Annotated in this window: 13 protein-coding genes; 7 read left to right on the forward strand and 6 right to left on the reverse strand. The window is 33.5% G+C overall.

Annotated features, from left to right (window positions below):
- Positions 1 to 22 precede the first annotated feature (22 nt).
- From V4538_11385 to clpP, 5 genes are all read right to left on the reverse strand, one after another.
- Positions 23 to 1,501, reverse strand: a complete 1,479-nt coding sequence (locus V4538_11385) for an MBOAT family O-acyltransferase (protein ID MES2381637.1) — start codon at positions 1,499 to 1,501, stop codon at positions 23 to 25.
- A gap of 24 nt (positions 1,502 to 1,525) precedes the next feature.
- Positions 1,526 to 2,704 carry a GDSL-type esterase/lipase family protein gene (locus V4538_11390; GenBank protein MES2381638.1) on the reverse strand — a complete coding sequence of 393 codons (1,179 nt, stop codon included), beginning with the start codon at positions 2,702 to 2,704 and terminating at the stop codon, positions 1,526 to 1,528.
- Positions 2,685 to 3,968: a hypothetical protein gene (locus V4538_11395; protein MES2381639.1), complete on the reverse strand. Its 1,284-nt coding sequence runs from the start codon at positions 3,966 to 3,968 to the stop codon at positions 2,685 to 2,687. Before V4538_11395 ends, V4538_11390 begins: the two co-directional genes overlap by 20 nt.
- Before the next feature lie 72 nt (positions 3,969 to 4,040).
- A complete protein-coding gene (gene recO, locus V4538_11400) occupies positions 4,041 to 4,769 on the reverse strand; it encodes a DNA repair protein RecO (GenBank protein ID MES2381640.1) in 729 nt (242 codons plus the stop codon).
- Between the two features lie 244 nt (positions 4,770 to 5,013).
- Positions 5,014 to 5,706 carry an ATP-dependent Clp endopeptidase proteolytic subunit ClpP gene (gene clpP / locus V4538_11405; GenBank protein ID MES2381641.1) on the reverse strand — a complete coding sequence of 231 codons (693 nt, stop codon included), beginning with the start codon at positions 5,704 to 5,706 and terminating at the stop codon, positions 5,014 to 5,016.
- Positions 5,707 to 5,955: 249 nt separating this feature from the next.
- Between clpP and V4538_11410 the strand changes: the two genes are divergently transcribed.
- From V4538_11410 to V4538_11440, 7 genes are all read left to right on the forward strand, one after another.
- A complete protein-coding gene (locus V4538_11410) occupies positions 5,956 to 6,609 on the forward strand; it encodes a VTT domain-containing protein (protein ID MES2381642.1) in 654 nt (217 codons plus the stop codon).
- Complete coding sequence (locus V4538_11415) at positions 6,596 to 7,381, forward strand: hypothetical protein (GenBank protein MES2381643.1); 786 nt, start codon at positions 6,596 to 6,598, stop codon at positions 7,379 to 7,381. Before V4538_11410 ends, V4538_11415 begins: the two co-directional genes overlap by 14 nt.
- Positions 7,382 to 7,445: 64 nt before the next feature.
- The gene (gene gmd, locus V4538_11420; protein MES2381644.1) at positions 7,446 to 8,585 is read left to right on the forward strand and encodes a GDP-mannose 4,6-dehydratase; all 1,140 of its coding nucleotides are present in this window, start codon (positions 7,446 to 7,448) and stop codon (positions 8,583 to 8,585) included.
- A 42-nt stretch (positions 8,586 to 8,627) separates the two neighbouring features.
- A complete protein-coding gene (locus tag V4538_11425) occupies positions 8,628 to 9,563 on the forward strand; it encodes a GDP-L-fucose synthase (protein ID MES2381645.1) in 936 nt (311 codons plus the stop codon).
- A gap of 73 nt (positions 9,564 to 9,636) precedes the next feature.
- Positions 9,637 to 11,004, forward strand: coding sequence for a sigma-54 dependent transcriptional regulator (locus tag V4538_11430; GenBank protein MES2381646.1), 1,368 nt, complete (start codon positions 9,637 to 9,639; stop codon positions 11,002 to 11,004).
- A 23-nt stretch (positions 11,005 to 11,027) separates the two neighbouring features.
- Positions 11,028 to 11,411 (forward strand): response regulator transcription factor, encoded by a 384-nt coding sequence (locus V4538_11435; protein ID MES2381647.1) that lies wholly within the window; start codon positions 11,028 to 11,030, stop codon positions 11,409 to 11,411.
- Positions 11,412 to 11,419: 8 nt separating this feature from the next.
- Positions 11,420 to 12,628, forward strand: a complete 1,209-nt coding sequence (locus tag V4538_11440) for a sugar transferase (GenBank protein ID MES2381648.1) — start codon at positions 11,420 to 11,422, stop codon at positions 12,626 to 12,628.
- Positions 12,629 to 12,639: 11 nt separating this feature from the next.
- On the opposite strand, the gene V4538_11445 is transcribed toward V4538_11440, so the two are convergent.
- Positions 12,640 to 12,999 carry a CoA-binding protein gene (locus V4538_11445; GenBank protein MES2381649.1) on the reverse strand — a complete coding sequence of 120 codons (360 nt, stop codon included), beginning with the start codon at positions 12,997 to 12,999 and terminating at the stop codon, positions 12,640 to 12,642.
- Positions 13,000 to 13,037: the final 38 nt, after the last annotated feature.

Consider the following 13,037-nt stretch of genomic DNA (forward strand, 5'->3'; position numbering starts at 1 on the left):
GTTGTTTATTGACAGACATTATCTAAAACTGAAAATAAATAAAAGGTTGTATTTCGGCTGATTTCACCTGTATAAAAATAATAATAACTACAAGCATACACGCTACTTTAACAGTTAACGGGGTTTGTGTAAACCAATTCAGGATTAATGTTTCGTATTGTTTAGGTACAAAATGCAAAGCATAACCCAATAACATCAACAATACTATTTTGTAATACGATGTAATGAATGTAAATACAATAGCTGCATTAAACGCTGTGAAAATTTGATGCAATAGTTGTTTAGCAATTACAAAATTGGGGGCTCTGAAAAGTATCCAGCAAAAACAAACAAAATGAAATGTTACCAAAGTAGCTATCCATTTATGGTCGAAAAAACTAGTAAACGATTTGGACAGTTTGCCTTTTATTTCCAGATAATATTTGTGGACAGCTAAACCACTTCCATGCATAGCACCCCAAAATATAAAATTAAAACTTGCACCATGCCACAAGCCTCCTAATAGCATGGTGACAAATAAATTAAAATAAGTTCTCCATTTACCCAGCCTGTTTCCTCCCAAAGAAATATATAAATAATCGCGGAGCCAGCTACTTAATGACATATGCCATTTACGCCAAAACTCTGTTATACTCTTTGACTGGTAAGGTGAGTCAAAATTTAAACAAAACTCAAACCCAAGTAATAAGGCTATGCCTATTGCCATATCGCTATAACCGCTAAAATCACAATAAATTTGTAATGCATAAGCATATACGCCCATTAGGTTTTCAAAGCCACTGTATAAGGTTGGATTATCAAAAATCCTGTCAATAAAATTAACGCTGATATAATCGCTGATAACTGCTTTTTTAAACAACCCACAGGCTATTAGAAACAATCCTCTGCCAAACATTTCTTTACTTACAAAAGTGGGCTTATATAGCTGCGGAATAAAATCGTGAGCACGTACAATAGGGCCCGCTACAAGCTGTGGAAAGAACGAAACAAAGAAGGCATAATCGAAAATATTTTTAACTGGCTTTAAGGTTCCTCTATAAATATCTAAAGTATAGCTTAAGGATTGAAATGTAAAAAAAGAAACCCCAACAGGTAAGAATATATCAAGTGGTTCAAACTCTTTATTAGCTATGTTATAAAATATATCCAATACAAAATTGGTGTACTTAAAATAACCTAATAAACCTAAGTTTACTATCAGGCTTATTACTAACCATACCTTTTTAGTATAACTGGTTTTGCTTTGGTAAATAAAATTGGCCAATGTATAATCAACAACTGTAGAGGCAATAAGTATTAGAAAATAGATACCGCTTGATTTATAATAAAAGTACAAAGAAAATAAGGTTACAAAAGTAATTTTAGCTCTATGGGTTTTATGCAATAATGCATAAACGCCAATAAATGCTGTAAACAAAAACATAAAGAAACCTGTATTGAATAAAATAGGTTCTTGTGGATTATACAGAAACTGTTCCTTTATTTTTGAAAAGTCTATCACTGCTTATTTGTTTAACTTTTATACTTACTTACTATTTATAATGGCCTGATACAATAATTCTGCCTGTAATTGGTAACCACGCACATTGTAGTGCAAATTATCTTTGGCAAACAATTGGTATTTTTTCCAAAACCTTGCTGACTTATAGCCACCACTAATGTTGTACAAATCCCAACATGCAATATTGTTGTCTTTGCAATAGTTAACAATGGTTTGGCTCACCCGCTTCATAATCGGGTTAAATTGTTTTTTTCTTCTGTAACTATCAGCGGGAGTAGTTAAAAGTATAAGAGCATTAGGATTAAAATTTTGCAAATCGTTTACTAGATTTTGTATCTGGTTATAAAAATTAGCTTCCTCAAATTTTGTATTGGCTGCTTCATTGGTACCTAATGATAAAATAATCAAATCGGGTGCTAATGATTGTGTTTGCTCAGCAAAAAATTTGGCATCGTTATAATGCCTGTACTCTGCACCATTTACCCCTAAACTGCTATAAATTACACCTGCTTCGTTATTGCATACATATATACCATAAATAATACTTTGCCATTGTGCATAGCTGTTTTTTCTGTTTTGTATAATAACGGAATAAATGGTTTGGTTAGCCCTAAATACAGTTTCATATGGCAACTTATTGTCTTTAAAATCCTGTTGTTTTAGTTCATTTCCATTTTCGTCTGTTACTACTAAATCAAAAGCCGTTTCATCGTTTTGATGAAATATTTTTATACTGTTAAAGCCTATATTATCTTTTACTTCTAATACTATCGAAGCTGTATCGTCAAAAGTTTGAACAGTGATGCCTCCAATACCTATTGGCAAATCGCTATCCGTTTTTACTGCTCTTCGGCTTTGCCATGTACTATAGGTTTTGGTTTTATACATCCTGCTTTCGTTTGTTTTTGCAACACGGCAAGGCACTATTAGTCCTCTACCAGCTTTCGATTCGAATAAATCGCGCATGCGTTGTGTTAAAAAATCGGCTTGCAAATGAGAGTCGCCTATATGCAAAATATTTATTTGAAACTGGCTATCTTTTAACAAGGCTAGCTTAGTATAAAACGGCTGTAAATATTCTTTACTGCTTATTATATTTCTTTCATCTTTTACAAAAGGAACAATGCTTTGAGCCTTTAAACACAAAGTACTTATCATAATCAATAACAAACTTATTATTCCCTTATTTTTTCTTTTTAGCATAATGGTTTAATTCGTTTGAAAGTGATTTATAAAACAGGGTTGCTAATTGCTTTCCGCCTCTAAAAGTTAAATGGGTAAAATCTTTATTGGCCAATGGTTTTTTAGCTTGTGCCCATTTAGCCATTGTACTCTCGCCCCCCATGGCTTCAAACATGTTCCAAAACATTATTTTATTTTGCATAGCCAAGCTGCGTTGTGTATTTACAAAATTATATATACTCGGTATGGTTACATATTTCCCATTTACTTTAGTGCTTCTATCGCTTACACTTAAAAGCAATATGGAAGCATCAGGAAAGCTTTGTTTTATTCTTTTTATTACATTGTTCATGCTCTTGGCATACCACAAAGTATTGGTATCTTTCTCGCTCATGGCATTTAAACCATACTGTAAAACTATTAATTTGTATTGGCGTAAATGCTGAAACTCTTTATAGGTATTTTCTGCTATATAACCCAAACCAACACCAGAGTTACCACGCATACCAAAGTTATCGAGGTATATGCCTGTATTGTTTTCAAAGCTTACACCAAATAGTTGTAATGCAGGTGAAACGGGAAAAGTAAATTTTAGTCTTCGTGCTGCTTTGCTTTTTATATTAATAACGTGAAGTCCATTATCCCTTTCTAACTTAACGGCATGGTTTGAATCGTTGATGTTATAGTGTATTTGCAAAGTATCATTGCTCTTGTTTTGGTAAAATAATTGCGCTGTACTAAAGGAACTATACACTTTATTTCTATATGGAATTACATAATTCAATGTGTTATCAGCCAAAGGAATATCGCAGGTTCCTGCTATACCTAAACTGATACCCAGTGCGCGCTTGGTTACTATGGAGTATGATTCAAAGTTTTTAAATTCATGTAATATGGTACTTCTAAAACCAGCAACCGGTGATGTAATGGGGACAAAACCAACACCGCTTCCGCCAAATATGTATTGCAAGGTGTCTCTTATATCGCTGGTAAGCATATCTCCTTCAATAAAGGAGTCGCCAAAAAAAGCTATGCGTATTTTTGTTTTATCCTTTTGCATATCTTTCAATGCTTCTGCAAATATTTTTAAACCTTGCTTATCTTCAGTAAAATCTTCAAAAGGTACTATTTCTTGTATTTGCCCACTGGCATCTTTTACTTTTTGTTTTTTTACTTTCACTACTTTTTTAGTAGTTGTGTCTTTTCTTACATCAGCTAAAATGTCTACCTTTTTTAAGCCCAGCTTTTCGGTATTGCAGTTTTTAAACTGGCTTAAACAGAGCAAACACAACAGTAAGCTTATGCTTATAAAAAAAACTTTATATATATAATTTGATTGCAATGATTATGATGATAATTAGGCTAAAACTTCCATTAATACTTTATGCGATTTCAACTCTCTAAATTCGCTTATATGAAACTTATAATACTCCATGGCATGTGTTAACAGTATTTGTCTGTTTTTTTTATTGATATCTATTTGACTAAAGTCTTCGAAATTGGCTGCACATAACTCAGCCCATTGAACAGCCTGCGCTGTTTCCACTACATGTATATCGCCAAAAATGGTTGACTTAAAAACACCTTCTTCTAAATCAAAACTATCGTTTACTTCACTGTAGTTCATTTTTGGACCAAAGCCTAAATATTGGCTCAACTGTAACATAAAATACACCGGAAAATTGGCTAAATTTTGTTCCGCTACATCAAGGTATTGTATAACGGTATATAAAAAATCGAACAGGTTTTTGTCTGCTTGATTTTCGGCTTGTACTGTTTTATTTAAAATTTCGCTGATAAAAATACCTATGCTGCTTTTAATTAAATCGTAATGCAACGATTTTAAAATAGGTTGGCATTTTAATTCTTTGATGCGTTGCAGATTCTTATTTAATTGATGATAAACATCTAAGTCCAATAAATTTAGTGGCATTAAATGAGAAGGTTTGATAACTCCCCGTTTATTTTTAACGCCATTAATAAGATAGGTCTGCAAACCAAATTGCTCTGTAAAACACTTAACAATAACGCTGTTTTCGCTATAATCAATGGTTTTTATAACAATGGCCTTGGTTTTTAAAAGCATATTAATTTTGTAAGGCGCTTAAATAGGCCTATCCACACTCTTTTTCTTGATTGCTGCAAATTAATAATTGGTTTAGTATAATCAATACCTATTTTTTAATTGTATACATTTTATTCATTTAGCCTGTTTACCTGCAAAAATCAGCCCATTACAAAGCATAAAAAAACACCTTAACAAATTTGATTATTAAGGTGTTTACTATTTTTAAATGATACCGATTGTATCTATTCAAAACAATCAGCAATTATTTTGTTGCTTCTTCTTTTTTAGGTTTAATCAATACATCGTCTAACATACCGTAAGCTTTAGCTTCTTCTGCAATCATCCAGTAATCGCGGTCGCTATCTGCTTCTACTTTTTCAAATGGTTGGCCACTGTGGTGTGAAATAATCTCGTACAATTCTTTTTTCAATTTTTGAATTTCACGGGCTGTTATTTCTATATCGCTAGCCTGGCCTTGTGCACCTCCCAATGGCTGGTGAATCATAATACGTGCATGACGCAAAGCAGTACGTTTACCTTTAGCTCCTGCACATTGTAAAACAGCACCCATTGATGCCGCTAAACCTGTACAAATGGTTGCTACATCTGGTTGTATCCATTGCATGGTGTCATATATACCTAAACCGGCATACACTGAACCACCCGGGCTATTGATGTACATTTGAATATCTCTACGCGCATCCATCGACTCTAAAAACAACAACTGTGCTTGTACAATATTGGCTATATAATCATCAATTGCAGTTCCTAAAAACAATATTCTATCAGCCATTAAACGAGAGAAAACGTCAATTTCTCTAAAGTTCATTGGACGTTCTTCAATTACCGTACGAGTCATATTTTGCGGAATGCTTTCCATATATGCATCCACTTTTAAACTGCTTATGCCTTGGTGTTTGATGGCATATTTTCTAAATTCTTTTCCTACATCCATATTATAATTATTTAGTTTTTGTTTTTTTCAAATATATATTCAGTACCAACATTGTCAAGTGCGATGCCATTTATTTTTGCTGACAAAAAGGCTTTATTATTTGTTTACAAGATACAACACAAAATATAGGCTACTGTTTTGGCTTATATCCATTTTTAAATGCATCATTTTAATACACTACTATTTATGCGTGGAAAAATTTCTCATACAACACTCCTAAACTTCTATAATAAATAATAAACTTGCAGCATGGAGATACTCGAAATTTTAAAAGAATTACTGACCAACACTAAAGGCTTTTTAGAAGCTTTTGTTTCTAATCACGGCCTTTGGGTTTATGGCTTGTTGTTTTTAATCGTGTTTTGCGAAACAGGCTTGGTTGTTTTACCGCTTTTACCTGGCGACTCTCTTTTGTTTGCGACAGGTGTATTAGCAGGTAATACTTCTAATAACTTGGATGTAATATTGATTATTTTACTATTAATTGTAGCCGCATTACTGGGCGATAATACAAACTATTTTATAGGAAAATTTTTAGCTAAAAAAGGCGAAGGAGCCAAACTGTTTGGTTTGTTTACTATTAAAAAAGAATATATTCAAAAAACGGAAACTTTTTATACTAAACACGGTTCGGCAGCTATTATAGTAGCACGCTTTGTCCCAATAGTTAGAACTTTTGCACCTTTTGTAGCCGGTATTGGTAGCATGAATTACCCTCGTTATATTACATTCTGCTTTATTGGCGCTGTACTTTGGGTATCATCAATTACCCTTGCCGGGTATTTTTTAGGAAGCAATGAGTGGGTGCAACATAATTTTGAAAAAGTTGTGCTTGGCATAGTTTTCGTATCTGTATTACCAATCGCTTTTGGAGTGATTAAAAGTCAATTTGCTAAAAAATAATTTTCATACAAAACGCTTATTTAAAAGACTCGCTGTATTAATCTATAGCGGTCTTTTTGCTTTTATTATATTGGCAAATAGCTCTGTTAAAGCAGAAAACACCTATGGCTATTGCAATATAAAAGATAAAAAAGGGGGTACTGATATATTCACCCTTTTGGGCAATACTGCTTTTAATTGTGTGCCTGTTGACCAAAATTGGCAACAAATTTTAGTAAAAGTATTGGTGTTGAAACAAAAAGTTTACGATGACCAGCAAATACTATCTCAAGCCAAGCTATTCAACGAAAACAGGAAACAAATTGGTTTGTCATTAATTGATTTTACCCCTTATAAATTTATAGCGGAACTTGACTCCTACTATGTTTTTGAATTAAGTGGCTTAATGCAGCAGGCTTGTATTAATACCAATTCAATACCGGAATTGGATGTAAATAAAATCTTATCGACTGCAAAACAAAATGCTGAATTTGAACTGTTTGAAAAGCACTTAAAAGCATTTAATTATAGAAGCGTTGATTCAAATGGTAAATACCAATCGTTTGTCCTCAATGAATACAATTTTACAAAACACGCATATAGCCCACGTATTCTGATTGTTTTTTACAAAAACGAACTCATTGCCATATTTTATTCGAGAGAAATTATTGCCAAACTATATGACAGCATTGAAATGGGAAGTCAATATAAACTCATTTATAACTCCAAGTTTACAGAAAACACTAAAACTGAAATGATGGATATTTATAAAAAGCAGATGCATTTGAATTAATTTTTTATATTTAAGCAAACTTATTTTTTCTTATCATTGCCCTTTATTTTAAGACTATTATTAAATGAAAACAGCCCTTATTACAGGTATAACAGGACAGGACGGAGCTTATTTAGCAGAATTTTTATTAGCAAAAGGCTATAAAGTACATGGTATAAAACGCAGAAGTTCTTTATTTAATACAGACAGAATTGATCACTTATACCAGGATCCACACGAAAAACATGTTAATTTAACCTTGCATTATGGCGACTTAACTGATAGCACCAACTTGATTAGAATTATTCAGGAAACACAACCTGACGAAATTTATAATTTAGCGGCTATGAGTCATGTGCATGTTAGTTTTGAAACACCTGAATATACCGCTAATGCTGATGGAATTGGCACTTTGCGTATATTGGAAGCATTACGTATTTGTGGCTTAACAAATAAAACAAGAGTATACCAAGCCTCCACTTCAGAGTTGTACGGATTGGTACAAGCTGTTCCTCAATCAGAAACTACACCTTTTTACCCGCGTTCACCTTACGCAGTGGCTAAATTATATGCTTACTGGATAACTGTAAATTATCGCGAAGCTTACAATATGTTTGCTTGTAATGGTATTTTATTTAACCATGAAAGCCCGGTACGAGGCGAAACTTTTGTTACGCGTAAAATTACCCGTGCAGCAAGTAAAATTGTAATGGGCTTACAGGACAAATTGTTTCTAGGTAACTTAAACGCACAACGCGACTGGGGCCATGCCAAAGATTACGTAGAAGCCATGTGGTTAATTTTACAACAAGATACGGCTGAAGATTTTGTAATTGCTACAGGTATAACTACCACCATCCGCGATTTTATAAAAATGGCTTTTACTGATGTAGGAATAACAGTAGGTTTTAAAGGCGAAAACGAAAATGAAATAGGTTTTGTAGCAGCCATTGACCAAAGCCGATTGGAGTTTTTAGATATTGCCAAAGACTGTAAACTACAAATTGGTGACGAAATAGTAGCCGTTGACCCTCGTTATTTCAGACCAACTGAAGTAGAGTTGTTAATTGGAGATGCTACAAAATCGCAAACCAAATTGGGTTGGAAACCTAAATACAATTTACAAGCACTTGTAAACGATATGATGAAAAACGATTTAAAATTAATGAAAAAAGAGCGTTTTTTAAAAGAGAATGGTTACAACACTTTGAACTATTTTGAATAGTTTAAATACATTATTTATTGCTACTATTAACTAGTATTTGCATTGAACAAAACAGATAAAATATTTATTGCCGGCTACAGAGGTATGGTTGGCTCTGCTGTTTACAGAAAATTAATAGCAGAAGGATACACCAATGTATTTGGCATTTCATCGTCAGAATTAGACTTAACCAATCAATTAGCTGTAGCTGATTTTTTTGCTAAGCATAAACCTGATTATGTTTTTATGGCTGCGGCTAAAGTAGGTGGTATTGTAGCCAATAATACTTACCGTGCACAGTTTATATACGAAAACCTGATGATTCAGAACAATGTGATTCATCAATGTTACGTACACAATGTAAAAAAAATGATGTTCTTTGGCTCTAGTTGTATTTACCCAAAAATGGCTCCTCAGCCGTTAAAAGAAGAATACTTATTAACTGACACCTTAGAACAAACCAATGAACCGTATGCCATAGCAAAAATTGCCGGCATAAAAATGTGTGAGGCATACCGGGCACAATATGGCTGTAATTTTATTGCTGTTATGCCAACCAATTTATATGGGTATAACGATAATTATCATCCGCAAAATAGCCACGTTTTACCCGCTCTTATCAGACGCATTCATGAAGCAAAAGAGCAAAACCTCCCTTTTATAGACGTTTGGGGAACAGGCACTCCATTGCGTGAGTTTTTGTTTGTAGATGATTTGGCTGAAGCAGCTTATATGCTCATGCTCAATTATAACGAAGCTCAGTTCTTAAATATTGGTTCTGGAACCGATATATCAATTAAAGAATTGGCTCTTACTATAAAAGACATTATTGGTTATCAGGGAGATATCCATTTTGATACTACGAAACCAGATGGAACTCCACGCAAACTAATGGATGTTGCTAAAATTAATGCCTTGGGCTGGAAAGCTACAACCACTCTTGAAAAAGGAATAGCACTGGCTTACAACGATTTCCTAAAAAAACACATCGAAAGATAATTTTTTATTATCAGGCCTTATTCCCATTTTATTACTTTGTTTCATAACAGAAATAAATGTTAATTTGCGATAGATGGCTTATTCGAAAGATTCATACAAAGTTTTTGTTGTCGAAGATGACAAATGGTATAACAACTTTTTAAAGTACACAGTCTCTTTAAATCCTGAATACACAGTCGAAACATTTTTTAATGCACAAGACGCATTATTGAAATTACATGAAAAGCCCGACTTAATTACTGTTGACTATTCTATGCCAGATATGAATGGCGAGGATTTAATCAGAAAAATAAAAGACCAAAACCCCGAAATTCAAATTATAGTTATATCAGGGCAGGAAGATGTACAAACAGCCGTTCAGTTACTTAAGCTTGGCGTTTACGATTATATTTTAAAAGATGAAGACACTAAAAACAGGCTTCTAAATACCATTCAAAATGCACGAAACAATACTTCATTAAAACAGGAAATTGTTTCGCTTAGAGAAGAAGTTGCCAAGAAATACGATTTTAGTAATACCATTATTGGAAACTCTGATTCCATCAAAAAAACCTTTTCGCTAATTGAAAAAGCGGCTTCCAGCAAAATAGTAGTAAGCGTTACAGGCGAAACCGGTACAGGTAAAGAATTAGTAGCTAAGGCCATTCATTATCATAGTGAACGTAAACGCTTACCCTTTGTAGCTGTAAACGTAGCAGCTATTCCCAAAGATTTAATAGAATCAGAATTATTCGGACACGAAAAAGGTGCCTTTACAGGTGCAGATGCCAGACGTATTGGTAAGTTTGAGCAAGCCAATAAGGGAACTATATTTTTAGATGAAATTGGCGAAATGGATTTAAATATTCAAGCCAAACTTTTAAGGGTATTGCAGGAAAAAGAAGTAACACGTGTAGGTGGCAACCAAACCATTCCGCTTGATGTGAGAGTAATAGTAGCGACCCATAAAAACTTATTAAAAGAAATTCAGGAAGGTAGATTCCGGGAAGATTTATACTATCGTTTATTGGGCTTACCCATCGCCTTACCACCACTCAGGGAAAGAGGCAATGACATTATTTTAATTAGTAAACATTTTATTGATGATTACTGCAAGGAAAACAAAATAAAGAAAATTAACCTAAGTCCTGAAGCACATAAAAAAATATTAAGCTACCATTTTCCCGGAAATATTAGGGAGCTAAAAGCTATTATAGAGTTGGCATGTGTAATGTGTGACGATTATGTAATTACTGAAAACAACTTAACCTTTAATACAGAAAAATCATTAAACAGCTTACTGATGCAGGAAATGACCTTAGATGACTATAATAATTTAATTATAAAAAGTTATTTGGAGCGCTACAGCGACAATGTTTTAGCCGTAGCACGCAAACTCAATATTGGAAAGTCGACCATCTATAGAATTTTAAAATCTGACTCATTCCAAAAAATAAAATAATTCACCCCAACACTTCAAAGATTATGACTAAAAATACAATACTGGCTTTAGATGATGAATTAAGTATTCTAAAAATACTTGATTTCTACTTTGGAAAAAACTACAATGTTGTATCAAAAAGCAATGGAAAAGTGGCTTTAGAGTGGATGCAACAAGGTCAGTTACCAGATATTATTATTGCTGATGTAAACATGCCTGACATGAATGGGCTAGAGTTTATTGCGCAAATAAGAGCAAGTGGTTTTTTTAGAGATATTCCGCTTATTATGCTTAGTGGTAATGAGGGTACTGCTGATAAAATTAAATGTTTAAAAGCAGGAGCAGATGATTATTTGGTAAAACCATTTAACCCGGAAGAACTGGAAGCTCGAATTGAGAACATATTACGTAGAATTAGAAAAAACTAAATTAACTGATGAACGCAAAGAAACCCGCTATAGCGTTAATAGATGAAAATCCTGAGTTAATTGTTGATTTCTCACATCAATTCAGAGATAATTTTGAAATTTTTAGTTTCGAAAATGTTTTTCAATTTATACAATGGACCAATAAAAACCCTCCCGTAAAACTGATTATTTCTGGTAATGATTTACTAGGTGTTAAAGGGATGACATTACGAAAAAACTGTAAAAACATTCCCAAAACAGCCAATGTTCCATTTATTACCTTAGTACCCAAAATAACCGAACGCAATAAAAGCGTAGCATTACACGAAGAGTTTGCAGATATTTTTGATTTGCCCATCAATAAAAATGATTTTTTAATAAGGGCTAATTATTTAATAGATAATCCTCCACGTTACCACCAGTCAATTTTAAATGCACGTAATGAGTTTGCTGATTACTCAATGCCGTTTATGAAACGATTGTTTGATATTTTGGTTTCAGGAATTGCGCTGCTTTGCTTATCACCGGTATTTTTACTCATAGCTCTTTTAATCAGATTAGAAAGCAAAGGCAAAGTATTTTACTTTAGTAAACGTGTAGGCACAGGTTATAATGTATTTAAGTTTTATAAGTTTAGAAGTATGCGTACAGGTGCTGACAGTATGCTTAAAGACCTAAAACATTTAAACCAATACACCAATACCAAAGCGACTGCAACAAACGAAAATGCCAATCAAACATTTGACTTAAAAGTATATTTATGTGACGATTGTAAAAGCAAAAACATATCATGCCAGGCATCGCTTTTTATGGATGGTATTCAAATTTGTGAAAAAGCGTATATTGAAAAACGCAAAACCAATGCAGGCTCTACCTTTATTAAAATAGAGAATGACCCGCGTATTACAAGGGTTGGGCGCTTTATAAGAAATACCAGTATTGATGAATTACCACAACTTTGGAATGTATTAATTGGCGATATGAGTATTGTAGGAAACAGGCCTTTGCCTCTTTACGAAGCTGAAAAAATCACAACAGACCAGTTCTCGATGCGCTTTATTGCACCTGCAGGTATTACCGGTTTATGGCAGGTAACCAAACGCGGAAAAGGCGGCCCGATGAGCGAAGAAGAACGCATGGAATTAGATAATGAATATGCTAAAACATACTCGTTTTGGAATGATATAAAGTTAATCCTTAAAACCATTCCTGCTTTGTTTCAAAAGGAAAACGTTTAGTAAACCAATACTTAAAACTGTCCAGTTCTCAGTAAAACCAAAGTACAAGCCTCTAAAGCTTCAATTCCTTTTTCTCTTAACGTTTTTTCAAATTCCGTGTTTTCTGTTCCCGGATTAAATATAACACGCTTAGGTTTTAAGGCAATAATTTTATCTGTATATTCCTTTTGATTCTGCTTGTTTAGATACAATGTTACCGTATCAAAGTCCGTTTCCGTAGGCCAAGCCGTTTTAATTGTAACATTTTCAATTGCTCCTTCCTTTAAACCAAACGGATATACCTCATGTTTATATTCACCCAACATAACAGTGGCTATATAAGCATATCTGTCAGGTTTTGCGCTTGCTCCTATAACTAAAGTTTTTTTCATATTTCAAAATTAACAATCCGCATTGGTATTTTATTATT

This window comes from Bacteroidota bacterium (assembly GCA_040388375.1).
Classification (GTDB): domain Bacteria; phylum Bacteroidota; class Bacteroidia; order UKL13-3; family UKL13-3; genus JAAFJM01.

What these genes read in the sequence shown, in the direction of transcription:
- V4538_11390 (MES2381638.1), bottom strand. Translation starts at nt 2,704, where the DNA reads ATGCTAAAAAGAAAAAATAAGGGAATAATAAGTTTGTTATTGATTATG.
- recO (MES2381640.1), bottom strand. Translation starts at nt 4,769, where the DNA reads ATGCTTTTAAAAACCAAGGCCATTGTTATAAAAACCATTGATTATAGC.
- clpP (MES2381641.1), bottom strand. Translation starts at nt 5,706, where the DNA reads ATGGATGTAGGAAAAGAATTTAGAAAATATGCCATCAAACACCAAGGC.
- V4538_11410 (MES2381642.1), top strand. Translation starts at nt 5,956, where the DNA reads ATGGAGATACTCGAAATTTTAAAAGAATTACTGACCAACACTAAAGGC.
- gmd (MES2381644.1), top strand. Translation starts at nt 7,446, where the DNA reads ATGAAAACAGCCCTTATTACAGGTATAACAGGACAGGACGGAGCTTAT.
- V4538_11430 (MES2381646.1), top strand. Translation starts at nt 9,637, where the DNA reads ATGGCTTATTCGAAAGATTCATACAAAGTTTTTGTTGTCGAAGATGAC.
- V4538_11435 (MES2381647.1), top strand. Translation starts at nt 11,028, where the DNA reads ATGACTAAAAATACAATACTGGCTTTAGATGATGAATTAAGTATTCTA.
- V4538_11440 (MES2381648.1), top strand. Translation starts at nt 11,420, where the DNA reads ATGAACGCAAAGAAACCCGCTATAGCGTTAATAGATGAAAATCCTGAG.
- V4538_11445 (MES2381649.1), bottom strand. Translation starts at nt 12,999, where the DNA reads ATGAAAAAAACTTTAGTTATAGGAGCAAGCGCAAAACCTGACAGATAT.